The sequence below is a fragment of the Ralstonia psammae genome (assembly GCF_958405935.1).
Lineage (GTDB): Bacteria > Pseudomonadota > Gammaproteobacteria > Burkholderiales > Burkholderiaceae > Ralstonia > Ralstonia psammae.
This window is the reverse complement of record NZ_CATZBU010000004.1, coordinates 18,685-39,297: the sequence shown is the minus strand read 5'-3', so window position 1 is coordinate 39,297 and position 20,613 is coordinate 18,685. Positions and strand designations below refer to the sequence as shown.

Annotated in this window: 18 protein-coding genes; 5 read left to right on the top strand and 13 right to left on the bottom strand. The window is 65.7% G+C overall.

What is annotated here, in order from left to right:
• Positions 1 to 2: 2 nt before the first annotated feature.
• On the bottom strand, positions 3 to 932 hold the full coding sequence (locus tag R2N16_RS09750; protein WP_316665463.1) for a hypothetical protein: 930 nt from the start codon (positions 930 to 932) through the stop codon (positions 3 to 5).
• Positions 933 to 1,276: 344 nt separating this feature from the next.
• Here R2N16_RS09750 and R2N16_RS09745 point away from each other — a divergent pair, with 344 nt between their 5' ends.
• From R2N16_RS09745 to R2N16_RS09735, 3 genes are all read left to right on the top strand, one after another.
• On the top strand, positions 1,277 to 2,869 hold the full coding sequence (locus R2N16_RS09745; protein ID WP_316665462.1) for an N-acyl-D-amino-acid deacylase family protein: 1,593 nt from the start codon (positions 1,277 to 1,279) through the stop codon (positions 2,867 to 2,869).
• Between the two features lie 61 nt (positions 2,870 to 2,930).
• On the top strand, positions 2,931 to 3,287 hold the full coding sequence (locus tag R2N16_RS09740) for a RidA family protein (protein ID WP_316665461.1): 357 nt from the start codon (positions 2,931 to 2,933) through the stop codon (positions 3,285 to 3,287).
• 13 nt (positions 3,288 to 3,300) lie between these two features.
• A complete protein-coding gene (locus R2N16_RS09735; RefSeq protein ID WP_316665460.1) occupies positions 3,301 to 4,554 on the top strand; it encodes an NAD(P)/FAD-dependent oxidoreductase in 1,254 nt (417 codons plus the stop codon).
• Here R2N16_RS09735 and R2N16_RS09730 read toward each other — a convergent pair.
• The 5 genes from R2N16_RS09730 to R2N16_RS09710 are packed head-to-tail and all read right to left on the bottom strand — an operon-like array spanning position 4,551 to position 10,873.
• Positions 4,551 to 6,032, bottom strand: a complete 1,482-nt coding sequence (locus R2N16_RS09730; RefSeq protein ID WP_316665458.1) for an NAD-dependent succinate-semialdehyde dehydrogenase — start codon at positions 6,030 to 6,032, stop codon at positions 4,551 to 4,553. The two genes, R2N16_RS09735 and R2N16_RS09730, sit on opposite strands and share 4 nt — an antisense overlap.
• A gap of 24 nt (positions 6,033 to 6,056) precedes the next feature.
• Positions 6,057 to 7,142 carry a tartrate dehydrogenase gene (locus tag R2N16_RS09725; RefSeq protein WP_316665457.1) on the bottom strand — a complete coding sequence of 362 codons (1,086 nt, stop codon included), beginning with the start codon at positions 7,140 to 7,142 and terminating at the stop codon, positions 6,057 to 6,059.
• 28 nt (positions 7,143 to 7,170) lie between these two features.
• Positions 7,171 to 7,974, bottom strand: coding sequence for a 4-hydroxy-2-oxoheptanedioate aldolase (hpaI, locus tag R2N16_RS09720; RefSeq protein ID WP_316665455.1), 804 nt, complete (start codon positions 7,972 to 7,974; stop codon positions 7,171 to 7,173).
• Positions 7,943 to 9,283: an MFS transporter gene (locus tag R2N16_RS09715; protein WP_316665454.1), complete on the bottom strand. Its 1,341-nt coding sequence runs from the start codon at positions 9,281 to 9,283 to the stop codon at positions 7,943 to 7,945. The genes hpaI and R2N16_RS09715 overlap by 32 nt, the downstream gene beginning before the upstream one ends.
• Positions 9,284 to 9,325: 42 nt before the next feature.
• Positions 9,326 to 10,873: a UxaA family hydrolase gene (locus R2N16_RS09710; protein ID WP_316665453.1), complete on the bottom strand. Its 1,548-nt coding sequence runs from the start codon at positions 10,871 to 10,873 to the stop codon at positions 9,326 to 9,328.
• Positions 10,874 to 11,035: 162 nt separating this feature from the next.
• Between R2N16_RS09710 and R2N16_RS09705 the strand changes: the two genes are divergently transcribed.
• Complete coding sequence (locus tag R2N16_RS09705; RefSeq protein WP_316665452.1) at positions 11,036 to 12,088, top strand: LacI family DNA-binding transcriptional regulator; 1,053 nt, start codon at positions 11,036 to 11,038, stop codon at positions 12,086 to 12,088.
• A gap of 3 nt (positions 12,089 to 12,091) precedes the next feature.
• Here the strand turns inward: R2N16_RS09705 and R2N16_RS09700 are convergent, their stop codons facing one another.
• From R2N16_RS09700 to R2N16_RS09670, 7 genes are all read right to left on the bottom strand, one after another.
• Positions 12,092 to 13,570: a M81 family metallopeptidase gene (locus tag R2N16_RS09700; protein ID WP_316665451.1), complete on the bottom strand. Its 1,479-nt coding sequence runs from the start codon at positions 13,568 to 13,570 to the stop codon at positions 12,092 to 12,094.
• 19 nt (positions 13,571 to 13,589) lie between these two features.
• Entirely contained in the window at positions 13,590 to 14,834 is a 1,245-nt protein-coding gene (locus tag R2N16_RS09695) for a Zn-dependent hydrolase (protein ID WP_316665450.1), read from the bottom strand.
• 14 nt (positions 14,835 to 14,848) lie between these two features.
• Positions 14,849 to 15,556: an ABC transporter ATP-binding protein gene (locus tag R2N16_RS09690; protein WP_316665449.1), complete on the bottom strand. Its 708-nt coding sequence runs from the start codon at positions 15,554 to 15,556 to the stop codon at positions 14,849 to 14,851.
• The gene (locus tag R2N16_RS09685) at positions 15,553 to 16,323 is read right to left on the bottom strand and encodes an ABC transporter ATP-binding protein (protein ID WP_316665448.1); all 771 of its coding nucleotides are present in this window, start codon (positions 16,321 to 16,323) and stop codon (positions 15,553 to 15,555) included. Before R2N16_RS09685 ends, R2N16_RS09690 begins: the two co-directional genes overlap by 4 nt.
• A complete protein-coding gene (locus R2N16_RS09680; RefSeq protein WP_316665922.1) occupies positions 16,320 to 17,288 on the bottom strand; it encodes a branched-chain amino acid ABC transporter permease in 969 nt (322 codons plus the stop codon). Before R2N16_RS09680 ends, R2N16_RS09685 begins: the two co-directional genes overlap by 4 nt.
• A complete protein-coding gene (locus tag R2N16_RS09675; RefSeq protein WP_316665446.1) occupies positions 17,288 to 18,145 on the bottom strand; it encodes a branched-chain amino acid ABC transporter permease in 858 nt (285 codons plus the stop codon). The genes R2N16_RS09680 and R2N16_RS09675 overlap by 1 nt, the downstream gene beginning before the upstream one ends.
• A 72-nt stretch (positions 18,146 to 18,217) precedes the next feature.
• Complete coding sequence (locus tag R2N16_RS09670) at positions 18,218 to 19,417, bottom strand: ABC transporter substrate-binding protein (RefSeq protein WP_316665444.1); 1,200 nt, start codon at positions 19,415 to 19,417, stop codon at positions 18,218 to 18,220.
• 355 nt (positions 19,418 to 19,772) lie between these two features.
• On the opposite strand from R2N16_RS09670, the gene R2N16_RS09665 reads away from it, so the two are divergent.
• A complete protein-coding gene (locus R2N16_RS09665; RefSeq protein ID WP_316665443.1) occupies positions 19,773 to 20,612 on the top strand; it encodes a FadR/GntR family transcriptional regulator in 840 nt (279 codons plus the stop codon).
• Position 20,613: the final 1 nt, after the last annotated feature.

Here is a 20,613-nt window from a genome sequence, read left to right as displayed (position 1 = left end):
CGTCAGGCAACGGCGCGCAGGAAGCGCGCCCCCACGAACAGCCCGGCCAGCCAGCTCAAGGTGAGCGCCACGGCGACGAGCAATTCGAGCAGCGCGGTGGCATCGCCCGGCACGCGCAACGCCAGCGCAATCACCGCGGCCATCAGCGCACCCGCTGCGACCAGGCTGACCAGCAGGGCGCCCAGACCCGATGCGAGGGTGCGCACGAGCGGCGGATGCACATGCGCCGGCGGACACAGCACCGCCATGCGCGCCCGCACATAGGCGGTGGTGCGTGCACCATCGGTGGCCTCGGCGTGATGGCGCATCACTTGCATCCAGGTTTGCGTGTCAAGCACGCCGGAACTCAGCTCCTGCGTTACGCGGCGCAGTGCGGCGCGCTCTCGCGCGTGGTCGGTGGCATCGCTGGGCGTTTCGTTCGGGTTGAGCCTGTCGAACACGGCCGGCGCGGCCGCCGGATCGCTCGCCCGCACCTCATGCCGATACGTCACGCGCACGCGGCGCGAGCGGGCGAGATACGCCAGCGTCCCGATCGGCACCAGTACCTCCGCCGCCAGCAACAGCACCAGCGGCAACCCCGCTGCCGCACCGCCCGATGCCTGCACAGCCCACGCCTTGATCCCACCGCTCATGCCCAGCGTGGCCAGCAGTTGCAGCAGGCAATATCCCAGCCAGACCCACGGAAACCAGCGCACGCGCAAAAACGCCAGCACCACCAGCCCCAACGGAAACGCCAGCCCCGCAAGCGCCAGCACCGGCCGCGCCGCACCCCCGCCCATCTCGCCCAACATCAGCACCGTGGCCATCGCCAGCACGACCACCAGCGCGGGCAATGTGCTCAGCCACAGCAGCGTCACGAGCCAGCCGCGCACGCCATAAAGCCGATGCGCCCGCGCACGTGCCGCCGATATCGCAATCCAACTTCCTTGCATGAAGCTCCCTCAACCGGTCCGCCATGCTGCACGCCGTGGCGGAGCATGGACTTCTGAATTTCGGCGATTGTGTCATTGAGGCAAAGCAGGTGCCCCCCTCTAGAGTGGGGGCGCGACCACATTGTCGTCAATGTGTTGTCGGAGCTAATGCTGACAAGGGGTTGCGGGTGATTAGCAGGTTTTAATTCTGATGTTGATATTGCTGACTGTTGTTTCGATGCCTTACCCCGGATCGCATCGGCAGCGAAACCTGCATGTCTGTCCCGCATACCGGCCCCAACCATTTGCATGCAACGCAAGGAACCAAGCTCCTTACACTCGCTGCAAACTCAAAGGAAGCCAATATGCGCCTACACCGTCTGCCGCAGTGCCTGCTGTCTGCCCTCACGCTGAGCCTCGCGCTCGCTTGCACGGCCAGTGCCGCGCCGGCGCCTGAACCGGTCGACATCCTGATCCGCAACGGCACCGTGGTCGACGGCAGTGGTGGTGCGCCGTTCGTGGCCGACGTGGGCATCCGCCATGACCGCATTGTGCTGGTGCAGCCGTCGGCCACGGGCGTGCCGGCGAAGACGGTGCTCGACGCGCGCGGGCTGGTGGTGGCGCCGGGCTTTATTGATCCGCACACGCATGCCTATCACAACCTCATTTCCAAAGACCGGCACCAGAACCTGCCCTACCTGCTGCAGGGCGTGACGACGGTGGTGATCGGCAATGACGGCATCGTGCTCGAAGGCGACGGGCCCGATCTCGACCGCATCGGGCCGGCGCTCCAGGCACTGGAAGCCAACCGCATCGGTACCAACGTGGCCATGCTGGTCGGCCACAACGCCGTACGCCATCGCGTGATGGGCGACGTGGCCCGCGCGCCCACCGCTGACGAACTCAAAACCATGCAAGGCCTGATGGAAGACGGCATGCGCGACGGCGCATTCGGCATGTCGACGGGCCTCGTGTACACGCCTGGCGTGTTTGCCAAAACCGACGAGGTGGTGGCACTGGCCAAGACAGTGGCCGCGCGCGGCGGCATCTACGACACGCACCTGCGCGACGAGGGCAACTTCCGCACTGGCCTCGTCAACGCGGTGAAAGAAGCGCTGGACATCGGCCGGCAGTCAGGCATCCCGATTCACATCTCGCACATCAAGGCGCTGGGTGTGGATTCGTGGGGCAAGAGCACCGAGATCATCGGCCTGATACGGGAAGCGCAGGCCAGCGGCATGAACGTATCGGCAAGCCAGTATCCGTACACGGCGTCGAGCACGCACATCATTCCGGCGCTGGTGCCGGGCTGGGCACGCGACGGCGGCAACGCCGCACTGCTCAAGCGGCTGGAAGACCCGGCCACGCGTGCGCGCATTGCGGCCGACATGGAAAAGGCCATGCAACAGCGCAACGGGCCGGCGGCGCAGGTGCTGATCTCCACCAACCCCGAATACAACGGGCAATCGCTCGAAGCGCTGGGCAAGAAGCTGGGCGTCAGCCCCGTTGATGCGGCCATCGACGTGATCCAGCACGGCGGCACGAACATCGTGTCGTTCAACATGAGCGACACCGATCTGGAAGCCTTCATGAAGCAGGACTTCGTGGTGGGCGGCTCCGACGGCATTGCCGGGCACCCGCGTGAAGCCGGCACCTTCGCACGCCGCATCGGCGAATACGTCACGCGCAAGCACGTGATGACGTTGCCGTTCGCGATCCGCCAGGCCAGCGCACGCACCGCCGAGATCTTCGGCATGAAAGATCGCGGCTCCGTGCAGGCGGGCAAGTTTGCCGATCTGATCATCTTCGACCCCGCCACCTACGCCGACCGCGCAAGCTATGAACAGCCGGCGCTGCCGCCCGTGGGGGTGCGCTGGGTGCTCGTCAACGGCGCGCTGGCCGTGGCCGACGGCAAGGCTGTGCCGGATGTTCTGGCGGGACGGGCGCTACGCAAGTGACGCCAAGGGGCGCTACCATCGGCGTTCCTCACGCTTTTTCTGAGTTCACTTCCGAATCGACATGACCGACATCCAACGCCTCCACACCAACGCCCGCATGAGCCAGATCGTGATCGCCAACGGCATCGTGCATCTGGCCGGGCAAGTGCCCGACATCGATTTCAAGTCGGTCACGGAGCAGACCAAAAACATCCTCGAGCGTATCGACACGCTGCTGGCGGAAGCCGGGGTGGACAAGACGCGCCTGATCTCGGCCAACATCTGGCTGACCGACGCCAAGCACTTTGCCGAGCTGAACGCCGCCTGGGAAGCCTGGGTGCCGACCGGCCACGCACCCACGCGCGCCTGCGTGCAGTCGGGCCTGATGCGCCCCGGCATTGACGTAGAGATCGCCGTCACGGCGCTGGCCAAGGGTTAAGGAGCGGGTTGCCATGCGCTTCGACACCCTTGTGCTGGGCGCCGGCATTGTCGGCGTATCGGTGGCGGTGCATCTGCAGAAACGCGGGCGCGCCGTCGCCCTTGTGGACCGCCGTGCACCGGGCTTTGAGACGTCGTTCGGCAATGCCGGGCTGATCCAGCGCGAGGGTGTGTATCCGTATGCGTTCCCGCGCGACGTGTCGACGCTGTTGCGTTATGCGAGCAACACGTCGGCGGACGTGCACTACCACCCGGGCGATCTGCCCCGGCTGCTGCCGTTTCTGTGGCAGTACTGGCGCAACTCGCACCCCACGCGGCACGCAGCCATTGCGCGTGTGTATGCGCCGCTCATTGCGCACAGCGTGAGCGAGCACCGCGCGCTGGCCGAAGCTGCTGCCGCCACGCATCTGATCCGCCCCAGCGGCTGGATCAAGGTCTTCCGCAATGCCGCTACGCAAGACAAGGAAACCCGCAACGTCGAGCGCTGGCAGCGCGAGTACGGCGTCGCCTTTGAGACGCTGGACCCCGCGCGCCTGCGCACCGTTGAACCCCATCTGGATACATCGCTGCTGGGCGGCCTGCGCTACACGGAAGCCGATTCCGTGAGCGACCCGAATGCGCTGGTGACGGCCTACGCGAAATACTTCGAGCAGATCGGCGGCCGCCTGTTTGAAGCCGATGCCAACACGCTGACGCCCAACGCGCCGTGGCGGCTGCAAACCCGGGAGGGCGAACTGCGCGCGGACCACGTCGTCATCGCCATGGGACCCTGGGCGGACGTCATCACCTCGCGCCTGGGCTACAGCCTGCCGCTGGCCGTCAAGCGCGGCTACCACATGCACTACGCACCCGCCCCGGGCACGCAGTTGAACCATCCTGTGCTCGATGCCGACGGCGGCTACGTGCTGGCACCGATGACGCGCGGCATCCGCCTGACCACCGGCGCTGAACTCGCGCACCGTGATGCGCCCAAGACGCCCGTGCAACTGGAAGCCGTCGAGCCCGTCGCCCGCAAGCTCTTTCCGCTGGCCGAACGTGTGGATGCGGAACCCTGGATGGGCGCCCGCCCCTGCACACCCGATATGTTGCCGATCATCGGGCCGGCGCCGCATCACCCAAGCCTGTGGTTTGCGTTCGGCCATGCACACCACGGCCTGACGCTGGGGCCGATTACCGGGCGATTAATTGCAGAAATGATGACGGGCGAGACACCCGTCGTGGATGTTCGCCCGTTCCGTGCGCAACGCTTCTGGGAAACGGCGCGTTAGTTCAAGCCACCCTGGCACAGGTACTTGATCGACAGGTAATCGTCGAGCCCGTACTTGGAGCCCTCACGGCCGTAGCCCGATTCCTTCACGCCGCCAAAGGGCGCCGCCTCGCTGGCAAGCGCGCCTTCGTTGATGCCGACGATGCCCGCTTCCAGCGCCCGCGAAACGCGCTCGATGCGGCGGATGTCCTGCGTATAGAAGTACGAGGCCAGCCCGAACGGCGTGTCGTTGGCGGCCTGGACGGCTTCGGCTTCATCGACAAAGCGGAACAGCGGCGCAACGGGCCCGAAGGTTTCTTCGCCGCACAGGGCCATACCGCTGTTGGCGTCCGCCAGCACGGTGGGCGCGTAGAAGTGTTCACCAACTTCCGGCAGGCGCTTGCCACCCGCCAGCACGCGCGCACCGTTGGCGACGGCATCCTGCACGTGGCGCTCGATCTTGTCGACGGCGCGGGCGTTGATCATCGGGCCAATCTGCGCATCCGGATCGGTGGCGGGCGCGACTTTCAGCGCGGAAACCCGCTCGGCCAGCATGGCGCCAAAGCGCTCATACACACCGGCTTGCACGTAGATGCGGTTCGGGCACACGCAGGTCTGGCCGCCGTTGCGGAACTTGGCCGCCAGCAAACCCGTGATGGCCGCGTCGAGGTCCGCGTCATCAAACACGATGAACGGTGCATTGCCGCCCAGCTCCAGCGAGAGCTTCTTCAGCGTGCCCGCCGATTCGCGCGCCAGATACTTGCCCACTGGCGTCGAACCCGTGAACGTGATCTTGCGCACGCGGCTGTCCTGCAGCCAATCGGCCACGGCCTCGATGCCGCGGTCACGCGAGGCGCAAATCATGTTCAGCACGCCCGGCGGCAATCCGGCTTCCTGGGCGAGCTGCGCCAGCGCGAGTGCTGTAAGCGGCGTGTCTTCCGCCGGCTTGGCGACCACGGTACAGCCCGCCGCCAGTGCCGGCGCGATCTTGCGCGCAATCATCGCCAGCGGGAAATTCCAAGGCGTGATGGCCGCGACGATACCCACGGGCTCCTTGACGGCGCTCATGCGCTTGCCGCGCTGCTGCTGCGGGATGAGATCGCCGTAGATGCGCGTGGCCTCGTCGGCAAACCACGCGACGTACGAGGCGCCGTACAGCACTTCACCGCGCCCTTCGGCAAACGGCTTGCCCTGTTCGAGCGAAATCAGCCGCCCCAGCGCATCGGCATTCGCGACGATGGCCGCGTGCCAGCGGCGCAGGATGGCGGCGCGCTCGGCCGGCAACGTGTCGCGCCATGCGGGAAAGGCGCGCGCTGCCGCGTCGGTGGCGGCACGCGCGTCGGCAGCGCTGCTATCGGGCACGTTGGCGATGAGGCTGCCGGTGGCCGGGTCCGTCACGGCAAAGCGTGCGCCGTCAGCGCCGGCCTTCCATTGACCGTCGATCAGGTTGTCGGGGCGCACGAGCCCCGTCTGGCGAAGTTGGTCGAAGCGCAAAGCCATCTTGGATTCCCTCAAGCCGCCCGTTCAACCCAGGTGCGCGGCAATCGCCTCGCCCACCTGCGTGGTGCTGGCGGTGCCGCCCAAATCCGGCGTGCGCGGGCCGTCCTTGAGCACGGCTTCGATGGCCGCGACGATGGCGTCGTGCGCGGCGCGGCCCGCACCTTGGCTCTGCGTGAGGAAATCGAGCATCAACGCGCCCGACCAGATCATCGCGATCGGGTTGGCGATGTTCTTGCCGTAGATGTCCGGTGCCGACCCGTGCACCGGCTCAAACAGCGACGGGAATGTGCGCTCCGGATTCAGGTTGGCCGACGGCGCCAGCCCGATCGTGCCGGTCGTTGCCGGGCCAAGATCAGACAGGATGTCGCCGAACAAGTTGGTGGCGGCCACCACATCAAAGCGACCCGGCTGCAACACAAAGCGCGCGGTCAGGATGTCGATGTGCTGCTTGTCGAGCGTGACATCGGGGTATTGCTGTGCAACCTCATCGGCGCGGGCGTCCCACCACGGCATGCTGATGGCAATGCCGTTGCTCTTGGTGGCAAGCGTCACGTGCTTGCGCTCACGGCTCTGTGCGAGGTCGAAGGCGAATTTCAGCAGACGCTCTGCACCGCGGCGCGAGTAGACCGACTCCTGGATCACGATCTCTCGGTCGGTGCCTTCGTACATGATGCCGCCCAGCGACGTGTATTCGCCTTCGGTGTTTTCGCGCACGACGTAGTAGTCGATGTCGCCCGGCTTGCGATTGGCCAGCGGGCACGGCACGCCTTCAAACAGGCGCACAGGGCGCAGGTTGATGTACTGGTCAAACTCGCGGCGGAACTTGAGCAGCGAACCCCATAGCGAGATGTGATCGGGCACCGTGGCCGGCCAGCCCACCGCGCCGAAGAAAATCGCGTCCATGCCCTTGAGTTGGGCTTTCCAGTCGTCGGGCATCATCTTGCCGTGCTGCTGGTAGTAGTCGCAACTGGCCCATTCGATGTGGTGGGTTTCGAGGCTGATGCCGAAACGGCGCGCGGCGGCTTCGAGCACGCGCAGGCCTTCGGGCATCACTTCACGGCCGATGCCGTCGCCGGGGATCACGGCGATCCGGTAAGTCTTGCGGGTCATGTCAGATCCGGTAAAGAAGGAAGAAGAATCAGGCACCTTGTGGCGCGATGAACTCGCGGGCGAGCTTCCGGGCGCCGTTGGCGAACATCAGGATATCAACGCCGGTGGCGACGAACGTGCAGCCCAGCTCCAGATAGTGACGCGCCAGCGCCGGGTCAGACGTCAACGTGCCAGCAGCCTTGCCCGACGCAACAATCGTGCGTACGGCGTTGTCGATGGCGGCCTGCACATCCGGGTGGCCAGCGTTGCCAAGATGGCCCATCGACGCAGCCAGATCCGCCGGGCCGATGAACACGCCATCCACGCCATCCAACGCGCAGATGGCTTCGAGGTTTTGCAGCGCGGTGACGGTCTCGGCCTGGACGAGCAGGCAGGCTTCATCATCGGCAATCTGCAGGTAATCGGTGCGGGCGCTCCAGCGCGATGCCCGGCCCACGGCACTGCCCACGCCGCGCATGCCGAGCGGGGGGTAACGCACCGCACGCACCAGTTCGCGCGCCTGCTCCGCCGTATCCACCATCGGCACGAGCAGCGTGCGTGCGCCGATGTCGAGCAGGCGCTTGATGAGCGACGGGTCGCCGTTATACGGGCGCACGATGGGCTCGGCGCGATACGGCGCCACGGCCTGCAGTTGGGCAAGGATGGTCCGCACGTCGTTCGGTGCGTGCTCGCTGTCGATCAGCAGCCAGTCGAAGCCGGCGGTGGCGCTCACCTCCGCCAGGTACGGATCGCTCATCGCCAGCCAGAAGCCGATCTGGCGTTGCTTGGCGGCCAGCGCGGCCTTGAAACTGTTCGGGCGGTCAAGCGCGGGCGTTTGCATTGCGTTGGTCATGCGAATGGACTGTTTCAAAAGTTGGCTCGAAGCTGATGGGTTCCACCTTGCCGAGCAGGAAGAGGTAATTGAGGATCGCCAGGCCGATCAGCGCGGCGGAGAACACCAGCGCCGGAATGAACGAGCCGGTGGCACCCACGATGGCACCCGTCACGATCGGGCCGACCACGCCGCCCATGTTCGACACGCTGTTCTGCAGGCCCGCCACCATCGACACGTTGTTGCCCGGTGCCACATCCGCCGGCAATGCCCACACCTGCGACGCCGCCACGGTCGTACCCGACTTGGCGATGCACAGCAGGATGACCGCCACCGCCGCGGACTGCGCGAACGCCGCCAGCCCGATGCTCGACGCCATCACCAACCCTGTCACCAGGAACAGCTTGCGCGTGGCCGTGAGCGACAGCTTGCCCGAGGCATACACGCGGTCCGACGCCCAGCCCGCAAACACCTCCACGAACATCGACACGAACAGCGGCAGCGACGCCATGAAACCCATCTCCATGAGGCCCATACCGCGTTCCTTGACGAGATACGTCGGCAGCCACGTGATGAAGAAGTACGAGTTGTAGTTGATCATGAAGAAGCCGATGCACATCGCCCAGATGTTCCGGTGCGTGAGCAGCTTCGCCCAGGGCACCTTGGGTTCATCCTGGGTGCGCGCAGGGGGCAGCCCTTGCTCGATGTGCGCCAGCTCAGCCGCGTTCACACCCTTGTGCTCGGCGGGCCGCTCCTTGAACACGGCCCACCACACCACGCTCCACACGATGCCCAGCGCGCCCGTCACGGCAAAGGTGATCTTCCAATCGAACACCACCAACAGCCACGCGATGAGCGGCAAGGCGACAGCGCTGCCGAGCTTGGAGCCGCTATCGAAAATGGCCGCCACCGTGGCCCGTTCCTGCTTGGGGAACCAGCGTCCCGTGATGCCAGCACTGCTCGGGTACGCACCCGCTTCACCAATGCCCAGCGCCACGCGCAAGCCAACGAGCGACTTGAAGCCGTTGGCCAGCCCCGTCAGGGCCGTGGCCAGCGACCACCACAGCACCGCAAAGCCCAGCACCTTCTTCTGCCCGAAGCGGTCGGCCAGGATGCCCGCGGGCAACTGCAGCAGCGCATACGACCAGAAGAACGCCGACATGACGACGCCCATTTCCACCGCGCTCAGGTGGAATTCTTTCTGGATGTGCGGCGCGGCGGCCGACAGCACGGTACGGTCGATGTAGTTGATGGCAATTGCCGCCCACATGAGGCCGGCGACGACCCAGCGCACTCTCGAGCGCGGGCCGCGTTGTGGCGTGTCCTGCATGGTTGTCTCCTGTCTGTAGTGTTTTGGCTGTGCGTCTGCGCGTCAGCTCACGATGCCCATGTGCCACGGCACGAATTCATGGTCCCCAAGGCCGAGCAGTTCGCTCTTGGTGCGCTCGCCCGAGGCGGTGCGCAGGATGTGTTCGAAGATGTCCTGGCCCATCTCATCCACCGAGCGTTCGCCGTCGAGAATGCGACCGCAGTTGATGTCCATGTCTTCCTCAAGCCGGCGGAACATGGGCGTATTGCTGGCCAGCTTGATCGTCGGAGCGGGCTTGGAGCCGAACATCGAGCCGCGTCCCGTGGTGAAGCAGATGAGGTTGGCGCCGCTGGCAATCTGCCCCGTGACGGCAACCGGGTCGTAGCCCGGCGAATCCATGAAGACGAAGCCGGCGCGATCAATCGGCTCGGCGTATTCGTACACGGCCTGCAGCGGCGTGGTGCCGCCTTTCATGGCCGAACCGAGTGATTTTTCGAAGATGTTGGCCAGACCGCCCTGCTGGTTGCCGGGGCCCACCACGCCGTTGAACTGGCCGTTGTGGCCGCGCGTGTAGTTCTCCCACCAGGCGAGCCGATCGAGCAGCTTCTGGCCGACTTCCGGCGACACCGCACGGCGCGTGAGCATGGTTTCCACGCCGTGGATCTCCGGCGTTTCCGACAGGATGGCCGTGCCGCCGTGACGCACCAGCAAGTCCATCGCCGCACCCAGCGCCGGGTTGGCGGTAATGCCCGAGAAACCATCAGAGCCACCGCACTCCAGGCCGATCTTGATGTGGCTGGCCGATACCGGGCGGCGCACGATGTCATTGGCCGCGGGCAGAATCGTCTGGATGGCGGCGATGCCCGCCTCGATGGTGGCGCGCGTGCCGCCGGTGTCCTGCATCACCAGCGTGTGCATGAGCTTGCCCGTTTCCAGCCCTTGGCTGGCCATCAAGTCAGCCACCTGGTTGCGCTCGCAGCCCAGGCCAACAACCAGCACCCCGGCCAGGTTTGGATGCCGCGCGTAGCCCGCCAGCGTGCGGCGCAGCACGTCAAAGTGTTCCGACGGCGACGACATCCCACAACCGCTCGTCTGCGCAAACGCCACCACGCCATCCACATTGGGAAACGACGCCAGGCGCTCCGGCGTGAACCACGCCGCAATGTTCTTGATGACGGTGGCCGAGCAGTTGACCGACGCCAGGATGCCGATGAAGTTGCGCGTAGCCACACGCCCATCGGGCCGGACGATGCCGTGGAAAGTGGCGCGCTTGGCTTCGGGGATGTAATCGACCGGGCGCACATCCAGGCCGAAACCCGGATCGCGTGCGTAGTCGATCAACTCCACGTTGTGCGTGTGGACGTGTTCGCCCGCTTCGATGTCGCGCGCCGCACAGCCGATGATGGTGTCGTATTTGCGGATGGGCTCGCCCTGGGCGATGCGGCGCGCGGCAATCTTGTGCCCCGCCGGCACCTGGGCGCGCAGGCGGACCACCGTGCCGTTGATGGACAGGCTCTGCCCCAGCGACAGCCCCTCGCGGGCGATCAACACGTTGTCTGCCGCATTCAGTTGAATCAGCGGCCCAGCGTACGCTGGCGTTGCCTGTAACATCCTGTGCTCCTCCGGGCTGTCTTCTGGTGCAGCCGTCGTCTATCGTGATTTTGATGTTACCGGTTTATGTAACCGGTAACATTGGCGCAATCGTAGTCGGCTTTTGCGATAATTGCTAGCCCATTTTTTCCCTTATGTTTCCCTAATCGGCCCCTCGATCACGTGACCAAATCCCCCACCGTGTCCCTCGTAGAAACCGCGCCCGCCACGCCACGCCGTGCGCGCAAGCGCACCGGGCGCGTCACATTGAGCGACCTTGCCAAGCTGGTGGGTGTGACCAAGGTGACGGTGTCCCGCGCGCTGAACACGCCGGAGCTGGTGTCGAGCGACACGCTGGAACGCGTGCGCGAAGCGGTGCGGCAAACCGGCTATACGCCGGACCTGGTGGCCGGTTCCTTGGCATCCAACCGCAGCCGGTTGATCGTCGCGCTCATCCCCACGATTGCAGGCAGCGTGTTCCAGGAAACGGTCGCGGCACTGACCACCGAGCTGGCCGCGGCGGGCTATCAATTGCTGATCGGCCAGAGCGGCTACGACGAGTCGCGCGAAGATGCGCTGCTCAATGCCATCGTCGGACGGCGCCCTGCAGGCATCGTACTGACAGGCGTGGTGCACTCGGCCAGCGTGCGGCAGAAGCTGCAGGCGGCCGGGGTGCCGGTCGTGGAAACGTGGGACATCACGCGCAACCCGCTGGACATGCTGGTCGGCTTCTCGCACCAGAAGGTCGGGCAGGCGGCGGCGCGCTATCTGAAGCAGCGCGGTGCAAAGCGCCCCGCCGTCATCACGCCGAGCGACCGCCGTGCACAGGCGCGCGCGCACGCCTTCGTGAAGACGTTCGGTTCAGATGCGGAGATTCCCGTGATTGCCGCCGAATCCCCCGCCAACCTGGGCGACGGCCGGCGTGCGCTGGGTGAATTGCTCGCGCAGCATCCGAAGACCGACGCCATCTTCTGCGGCGCCGACGTCCTTGCGCTCGGGGTGTTGATGGAAGCCGAACATCGCGGCATTGCCGTGCCCGAGCAACTCCGCGTGGTCGGTTACGGCGACCAGGTCTTCGCCAAGGACACCACGCCTGCGCTCACCACCATCCGCATCGACGGCACGGGCATCGGCAAGCTGGCGGCAACGTTACTGATCGATCGCATCGAGCACGGCGACGAAGAACGTCGCACGCTCGACGTGGGCTTCACACTCGTTGAGCGCGACAGCGCGTAACGCTCAGGCCAGCACCGCTTGCGCGTCGAGCGGAAACACGGGCCGCTGCACCTTCGCAAACGGAAAGCGCGCGTAGTCCGAACTCGTTACACCGCCGCCGTCGCACTCCACCACGGCCTTTGCGATCGGCACGAACACGGGCCGGCAATACATGCGCGACTTCAGCAGCACGAACCGTGCGATATGCGGGTCCACACCGATGTGCGTAAAGATGCCAAGGTCCCAGTGCTCCTGCGGCGTCTCGGTGACAACGATCTGCGCCGCGCCAATGTCCAGTAGCGCCGTGCGCCCCATGCGGATGCGCTGGCCGGTGTAGGTGGGCCCCGTGATGGTGTATTCGCCGTCGCTGATGGCGGCGACCTTGCCATGCAAGGCACGGGGAACCGGGTACACGCCCAGTTGCGCGAGGGGCACCTTGTCGCCCACGGCCAGCGTGACCATGGCGCCCACACCCGCCTCGATCATCGCAGCCACGGCTTGCGGGTCGCACACCGGCCCGACGGCGATGCCGCTCAACCCCTGCTTCAGGGCTTCGTGCAGGACGTGCATGTCGTCGCATGTGCCGCCGGACATGCAGTTGTCGCCGTGGTCGAGCAGCAGAACGGGGGCGTTGCCCGGCGCTTGCGCCAGCTCGGCTGCGCGGGCAATCGATTCGGCCAGCGGTTCAGAGCGGTAGACGAACCCTTCGCGGTCGGCCCAGATGGCAGCGGCAATGCGTTGCGCCGCGGCGTCGGCAGCCTGTTTGTCGCCGTTGCCCACCACCACGATGGAAAGGCACGGCGCGGCAATGTCCGCCAGCCCGAATCCGGCAAGGATCGAGACGGCCAGCATGCCGTCATCCTCCGCCTGCTTGGCCAGCGCCACGGCGCGATGCATCGCCCCTTCATCGGTGCGGCTGCGCAGCGTGTGTGTGACCATCGGCAAGCGGCGCCATGTCAGCACGGGGTTCGCGCGGCCGGCCAGCTTGTCGAACAGCAGGCGGCCCGCGTGCTCGCCGGTTTCGTACATGTCAACGTGCGGGTACGTCTTGAAGCTGACCGCAATGTCTGCCAAATCGATGAACTTCTGCGTGAGATTGCCATGCAGATCCAGCGCGACGGTAATCGGCACATCGGGCATCACTGCGCGCAGGCGTTCGAGCAGATCGCCTTCGCCGTCGTCGCTGTTCTCGGCGACCATCGCGCCGTGCAGGTCGAGCATCAGTGCATCGCACCCCGGTGCAGCCGCGACGATGGCGTCGCACAGCGTGGTGTACGCCTCGGCCGCGACGCGTCCGCTCGGGTTGGCCCCGGCGACGACAGGTACGACGATTTCCGCGCCCGCCGCCTCCGCCAGATCGATGAACGCACCCGCCGCCGTGCGTGTGCCCTTGGCGGCGCGATAGGCATCATCGCCATAGTGCGGTTGGAACGATGCCAGCGGCGTCGGCACCGGCGAGAACGTGTTGGTCTCGTGATTGAAGCGGGCGATCAGGATGCGCATGGGCGGTCGGGTGGTTGTGTCAAATGCGGCCGGCGGCTTGCAGCATCGCGTGCAGCAGCACGTTGGCCCCGGCTTCGAGATGTTCGGGGCGGGCGGCTTCGATCTCGTTGTGGCTGATGCCGTCCTTGCACGGTACGAAGATCATCGCGGTGGGAGCGACACGGGCAAGGTAGACCGCGTCATGGCCTGCACCACTGATCACGTCCATCTCCGACAACCCGAGTTGTCGCGCGCCGCTGCGCACCGCGTTCACCAGCGTGGCGTCAAACGGCTGCGGCGGGAAATAGACGACCTGGCGCAATGCGATGTCGATGCCGCTGCGTGTGCGCAGCGCCCCTACGGCAGCGTGCAGCGCGGCATCCATGTCCGAGAGCACGGCATCGTCCGCCGCACGCAAGTCGATCGTCATCGATACTTGGCCGGGAATCACGTTGCGCGAATCCGGATGCACGCTCAGGCAGCCCACCGTAGCGCGCGCATGGGGTGGACGCTCCACCGCAATGCGGTTGGCAATGCCGACCAGCTCAGCCGCCGGCATCAAGGCATCGCGGCGCAGCTCCATGGGCGTGGGCCCGGCGTGCGCCTCCATGCCGGTCAAGACCACGTCGTACCAGCGCTGGCCGAGCGCGCCAGTCACAACACCAATCGTCGTGGCGTGCGCCTCCAACACCGGCCCTTGCTCGATATGCGCTTCGAAATAGGCACCGACGGCTCGACCGCCAACCGCCTCCCTGCCCGCGTAGCCGATACTGCGCAGCGCCTCGCCCACGGTCACGCCATCGCGGTCTTGCGCGGCCAGCACGGCGTCCAGCGCAAACTCGCCGATGAACGCGCCGGAGCCCATCATCACCGGCACGAAGCGCGAACCTTCTTCGTTGGTCCATACGGCCACTTCAATGGGCGCTTCGGTTTGAATGCCCGCGTCGTTGAGCGTGCGCACGACCTCGATGCCTGCAAACACGCCGTAGTTGCCGTCGAACTTGCCGCCGGTCGGTTGCGTGTCGATATGGCTGCCGGTCATCACGGGCGGCAGCGCGTTGTTGCGGCCAGGGCGGCGCGCAAACAGGTTGCCGATGGCGTCTACGCGCACGGTGCAGCCGGCGGCTTCGGCCTGTGCCACAAAGAAGTCGCGTCCCTGGCGGTCGAGATCGGTCAGGGCGAGGCGGCGCACGCCGCCCTTGGGCGTGGCGCCGATGCGTGCCTGCTGCATGAGCGTGTCCCACAGGCGCGCGCCGTTGATGCGGAGTCGGGTATCTGTCGTCATGTTGTCTTGTCGATTCATGCGGCCAGGCCGACGCCAAGGTAACGGTCCTTGACGGCGTCGTCGGTGCGGAAGGCTTCGTTGCTGCCGGTGTAGACCACACGGCCCTGTTCGATGATCACGTGGCGGTCGGCCAACTGCGTGCAGACCTCCAGGTTCTGCTCGACCAGCAGGATGGACACGCCCGCGGCCTTGATCATCTTCAACTGCGCGACGATCTCTTCGACAATGACGGGCGCCAGACCTTCCACCGGCTCGTCCAACATCAGCAGGCGCGGGTGGTTCATCAGCGCGCGGCCGATGGCCAGCATCTGCTGCTCGCCACCGGAGAGGTTGGCGCCACCATTGCGCCGCCGCTCGTGCAGGCGCGGGAAGATGCGGTAGATGTCGGCCAGTTGCCACGGCGAATCGCGCCGCGCGCCGAGCTTCAGGTTCTCCTCCACCGTCAGCAGCTTGAAGATGCCGCGATGCTCCGGCACGAGGCACAAACCCTGCGCGGCAATGCGATGCGCCGGTTGTCCGGCGATGTCCCTGCCCAGAAAGCGCACATGCCCGCGCGGCGCCACCACGCCGGCAATCGTCTTGAGCGTGGTCGACTTGCCCGCGCCATTGCGGCCGAGCAGCGTCACCAGTTCGCCCTCGCCCACCGACAGCGCCATGCCCTGCAGCACGTGGCTCTTGCCGTAGTAGCCGTGGAGGTCTGCAACGTCGAGGATCGTCGTCATTTCTTGCCTCCCGTGATCATGTTGCCCAGATACGCGGCGCGCACGCGTGGGTCCGCCCGTACGGCATCGGGCGTGCCCTCCATCAGCACCTTGCCCTGCTGCATGACCGTGATGGTGTCGGAGATGTCCATGACGATGTCCATGTTGTGCTCGATCAGCACGACCGTATGGTCATGCGCGAGGCCGCGGATGAGCGCCTTCATGGCAGGCAGATCGTCCACGCCCATGCCGGAGGTCGGCTCGTCGAGAAAAATCGCCCGCGGATTGGCGGCCAGTGCCATGCCCACCTCCAGCCGACGCTGCTGGCCATGCGAGAGGGCGGCGGCCGGCGTGTCGGCCAGGCGTGGCAATTCAAGCCGATCGAGAACACGGTCCACCGTATCGGTGCAGGCCAGAGCACCCTGCGGCAGGCGCCAACCGTGCATGGCGCGACGCGGCGTGGTACCGAGTGCCGCAAGCCGCAGGTTCTCGCGCACGGAAAGGCTCGGAAACAGGCTCGTCACCTGGAACGAGCGTGCAATGCCGCGCTGCACGCGTTGGTAGTCGGCCTCGCGCGTCACGTCGTGGCCATCGAAGACGATGGTGCCGCTGGTGATCATGCGGGTGCCCGTGAGCATGTGAAACAGCGTGGTCTTGCCGGCGCCGTTCGGGCCGATGACGGAGTGCACCGTGCCCGGCATCACACGCAAATCGACGCCGCCCAGCGCCGTGAACTTGCCGTACTGCTTGACGATGCCGGTGGCTTGAAGGATGGGCGTGGTGGTCATGCGCGCTCCTCCTGCACCGCCGCTGCGTTACGCGGGGCACGCACGCGTTGCCACAGCTTCTGTCCGAGCCCGAACAACCCCCGCTGCATGAACAGGCTCACCGCGATCAGCAGGAAGCCGAGCAACATGAGCCAGCGCGGCCACAGGCTGGAGAGCCAGTCCGACAGCAGTACATAGAACGCCGCCCCCAGCACCGAGGCAAACACGTTGCCCGTACCGCCGATGACGGTCATCACCAGGATCATCTCGCTGACGTGGTAATCGATGTTGGCCAGCGGCGCGATGCCCGTGAGCATGGCGTGCAGCGCGCCGGCCAACCCGGTCACGGCACCGGAGATGACGAACGCCAGCAGTTTGAACGCGCGCACGTTGTAACCCACCGCAAGCGCGCGTTCTTCGTTATCGCGGATCGCCAGCAGCGTGCGGCCGAATACCGATTCCGTCACGCGCTGCACCAGGAAGAACACGACAAGGAACAGCACCGCGACGAACGTGTAGAACGCCCACGGCGAGCCCGCAAACGCCGGACGCGGAATGTCGAGCAGGCCGTTATCGCCGCCCGTGAGCGACGGCGTGGTGTAGGCCAGGAAATAGAACATCTGCGAGAAGGCCAGCGTGAGCATGACGAAGTACGTGCCGCGCTGGCGAATGGCGAACCACCCCACCACCGCTGCCACGATCGCGCCCACCACGACGGCCAGAGCAAGCGCCACCGGCATCGGCAGCGCCAGTTGCGTGAGGCCAATGCCCACGGCATAGCTGCCGAGTCCGAAGAAGATGCCCTGCCCGAACGACAGCAGCCCCGTGTAGCCAAGCAGCACGTTGCAGGCCATCACGGCCATCGCGTAGACCAGCACTTCGGTGGCCAACGTGCCGGACATCAGCACCAGCGGCAGCACCAGCGTCACGCCCAGCGCCAGCCACCAGAAGCGGTGGCGCGCGAGTCCATGGAATGCGGCTTGCATCATCCCCTCCCCAGCAGGCCGTGCGGGCGCAGCAGCAGCACGGCTGCCATCGCCACGTAGATCATCAGCCGCGCGCCCTCGGGCCACAGCGTGCTCATCAGGCTTTGCACGATGCCCACCAGCAGGCCGCCGACCAGCGCCCCCGCAAAGCTACCCATGCCGCCCACCACCACAACAACGAAAGCGACGCCGAGGGCCTCCACGCCCATGAAGGGCTCCGCGCCGCGAATGGGCGCTGCCAGCACACCGGCCACCGCCGCCGTCGCCGCGCCCAGCGCGAACATCAGACTGAACAGGCGGAACACGTTGATACCGAGCAGCGACACCATCTCGGTAGACTCGCTCCCCGCGCGCACCGCGCTGCCAAGCCGCGTGCCCTCCAGCAGCCACCACAACCCCAGGGCCAGCACAGCGGTAAAACCGATCACGAACAGCCGGTACTTGGGATAGACGAAATCGCCCCACATCACCACGCCCTGCAGCGCATCGGGCGCAGGCACATCCACGCCCAACGGCCCCCACGCCACGATGATGAGTTCCTGCACCACCAGCGCCAGCCCCACGGTGACGACGATGTGGAACTCGTGCGCCTGCGCATACACGTGGCGCAGCAGCACCTTCTCCGTCACCCACGCAAGCACGCCGATGACGATGGGCGCCAGCACGAGCGCGAGCCAGAAATTCATGCCCATCTGCAGGGCCTGAAAACAGAGATACGCACCCAGCGCATAGAACGCGCCGTGGGCGAAATTGACGAAGCGCAACAGCCCGAAGATGATCGACAGCCCCACCGCCAGCAGGAAGTAGAGCATGCCGATCCCCACGCCGTTGACGACCTGCAGCAGGTAGACGTTCATTGCGTTGACCGAATTGGCACTCAGGAAGACAGGCACCCGCGCTTCATGCGCTGAAGCCGGGCGCGTGGCGAATCAGGCCAGCTTGCACTGCGTCTGTTCGACCGGCAGGAACGCCTTGCCAACCGACACCACGTCGGCAAAGTCGTCCTTGTCTTTCATGCGGCTCTTGGGCTTGCCCTTGAGCAGGTAGTAGTTCTTGAGCACCTGGTGGTCGGCCGCGCGAATCTCTTCCGGGCCCGTCAGGCCGTCGTACTTCATGCCCTGCAGCGCGGCAATCACGGCCTTCGGATCGGCGCTGCCGGCCTTGACCATCGCGTCGAGCAGAATCTTGGTGCAGGTGTACGAGCCCGCGAGGCTGTAGTTCGGGTTGGTCTTGAACGCGGCCTGCGTGCGCTTGACGAGATCGCGGTTGGCAGGCGTATCCACGTCGTGCCAGTACTGCGCGCCGAAGTACACGCCATCGCACAGATCGGCGCCCAGCGATTCGAACTGCTCTAGGCCCGAGGCCCACGCCACCAGGATGGTCGTGTTCTTCTTCATGCCGAAGCTCACCGCCTGGCGCAGCGTGTCGGACGATTGCGAGCCGAAGTTGAGGATGAGCAGCACATCCGGCTTGGCGGCCATCGCGTTGGTGAGGTAGCCGCTGAATTCCTTTTCGGTGAGCGCGTGGTAGCTGTTGCCCACATGCTCGATACCCTTTTCCTTGAAGATGTTCTTGGCCGCCGAGAGCAGCCCGTCGCCAAACACGTACTGAGGCGTGATGGTGTACCAGCGCTTGGCCTTGGGCATCGATTCGATCAGCGGGCGCACGGTGCGCTCGATGGCGCCGTAGGTCGGCACCGACCAGCGGAACGTCGCGCGGTTGCAATCCTTGCCGGTAATCTCATCTGCCCCGGCGGTGGTGATGAAGACGCCGCCGAACTTCTCCGCCTCCTTGCCCATCGCCAGCGACTCGGAAGACAGGATGCCGCCCGCAAAGTAACGCGCATTCTTCTGCTGCGCGAGTTCCTGCACCTTGCGCACGGCCGTGGCGGGCTTGCCTTCGGTGTCGAGCACGCTGTACGCCAGCGGTCGGCCGAGCACCTTGCCGTATTGCTCCACGGCCAGCTTCATGCCCAGGTCGGCAAACTTGCCGTTGGCAGCGAACGGGCCTGACATCGGCACCGGGCAGCCCAGTTCGATGGCATCGGCCGCCCACGCAAGGCGGGCCTGCAGCAACGACGCGGGCACGGCGGACAGCGCCGCCAGTTTGAGCAAATCTCGACGATTCAAAGCGCACTCCTTGGGGTTCGTGTATGGGACACAACAAGCGCCTGGAGCCACCGGGGGCGGCTTCCTCCTAGCCTGACCGGCGAGGTTTTCGCCGACCGTGGAGCCGAGCAAGAACCAGACCAGTTTCTTATATTTGTTATGATAAATAGGCGAAATCATCATAGAAGCCGCGTCCGCGCCGCGTCAACGGCGAAGAACTCGGTGTTTACGCCAAGGTGTGGGGCGATTTAAGGTGCCGGGCGATGATGCGGACATGCGGTGCGTGCGCACGATCGAAGGGCATGCATGCACCACGTCGGGTAGCCGAACGGCACAACCCCGCAGTTAGAATGCGCGCAACAAGGAACGGACATCCATGGCCACACTCGGAGCAGGCAAGACGGCGTCGATCGGCATCCGCAAACAGAAGCGCGCCGACCTCGTTGCCGAAGAACTCAAGCGGCTGATCACGCAGCGCAACCTCAAGCCCGGTGACAAGCTCCCGCAGGAGGTCAAGCTGCAGGAGACCTTCGGCGTGAGCAAGGGCACCATCCGCGAAGCGCTCAAGTCATTGGAAGTGCAAGGGCTGGTGAGCGTGAGCACCGGGCCCGCCGGCGGCGGCACCATCGTCGAGGTGCCGTTGGACCGCACGTTCCAGCTCATGCAGAACTACCTGTTCTTCAAAGACATCGGCATCGCAGACGTCTACACCGTGCGCCGCCTGCTGGAGCCGGAGCTTGCCGCCGGGGCCGTGCCACACCTGACGGAAGACGATTTCCGCGCGCTCGAACACACCATCGACCTGTGCGATCCGGCTTCGACCAAGGCCGCCGCGCCACTCGATCAGCGCCAGGAAGACCTCAGCTTTCACGACATCCTGGCCGCCGCCAACCCCAACCCGATGCTGCGGTTCTGCTGCGAGCTGATCAACGAAATGATTCGGCAGCTTGTGGTGTTCGGCAATGAAACCTCGTCTAAGGACCACGCCAAGTTCGGTGCGTCCAACGTCAAGTTCCACCGACAGATTCTGGACGCGGCCCGCGCGCGCGACGCCGAAACCGTGCGCGAACTCATGAGCACGCACATGGAAGACTGCACGCATCACGTCACCCGCATGAAGGGCCGCGTGCACGGCCGCCTCGTGCTCGATTCGGAGATGCCGCGTCGCAATCGGCCGCTGATCGATGAACATGACGACAGCGGCGGCGACGCGTGAC

Bases quoted from the DNA above. Each gene is read 5' to 3' on its own strand.
- R2N16_RS09750 (WP_316665463.1), bottom strand. From the start codon at position 932: ATGCAAGGAAGTTGGATTGCGATATCGGCGGCACGTGCGCGGGCGCAT.
- R2N16_RS09745 (WP_316665462.1), top strand. From the start codon at position 1,277: ATGCGCCTACACCGTCTGCCGCAGTGCCTGCTGTCTGCCCTCACGCTG.
- R2N16_RS09740 (WP_316665461.1), top strand. From the start codon at position 2,931: ATGACCGACATCCAACGCCTCCACACCAACGCCCGCATGAGCCAGATC.
- R2N16_RS09735 (WP_316665460.1), top strand. From the start codon at position 3,301: ATGCGCTTCGACACCCTTGTGCTGGGCGCCGGCATTGTCGGCGTATCG.
- R2N16_RS09730 (WP_316665458.1), bottom strand. From the start codon at position 6,032: ATGGCTTTGCGCTTCGACCAACTTCGCCAGACGGGGCTCGTGCGCCCC.
- R2N16_RS09725 (WP_316665457.1), bottom strand. From the start codon at position 7,142: ATGACCCGCAAGACTTACCGGATCGCCGTGATCCCCGGCGACGGCATC.
- hpaI (WP_316665455.1), bottom strand. From the start codon at position 7,974: ATGACCAACGCAATGCAAACGCCCGCGCTTGACCGCCCGAACAGTTTC.
- R2N16_RS09715 (WP_316665454.1), bottom strand. From the start codon at position 9,283: ATGCAGGACACGCCACAACGCGGCCCGCGCTCGAGAGTGCGCTGGGTC.
- R2N16_RS09710 (WP_316665453.1), bottom strand. From the start codon at position 10,873: ATGTTACAGGCAACGCCAGCGTACGCTGGGCCGCTGATTCAACTGAAT.
- R2N16_RS09700 (WP_316665451.1), bottom strand. From the start codon at position 13,570: ATGCGCATCCTGATCGCCCGCTTCAATCACGAGACCAACACGTTCTCG.
- R2N16_RS09695 (WP_316665450.1), bottom strand. From the start codon at position 14,834: ATGACGACAGATACCCGACTCCGCATCAACGGCGCGCGCCTGTGGGAC.
- R2N16_RS09690 (WP_316665449.1), bottom strand. From the start codon at position 15,556: ATGACGACGATCCTCGACGTTGCAGACCTCCACGGCTACTACGGCAAG.
- R2N16_RS09685 (WP_316665448.1), bottom strand. From the start codon at position 16,323: ATGACCACCACGCCCATCCTTCAAGCCACCGGCATCGTCAAGCAGTAC.
- R2N16_RS09680 (WP_316665922.1), bottom strand. From the start codon at position 17,288: ATGCAAGCCGCATTCCATGGACTCGCGCGCCACCGCTTCTGGTGGCTG.
- R2N16_RS09675 (WP_316665446.1), bottom strand. From the start codon at position 18,145: ATGAACGTCTACCTGCTGCAGGTCGTCAACGGCGTGGGGATCGGCATG.
- R2N16_RS09665 (WP_316665443.1), top strand. From the start codon at position 19,773: ATGGCCACACTCGGAGCAGGCAAGACGGCGTCGATCGGCATCCGCAAA.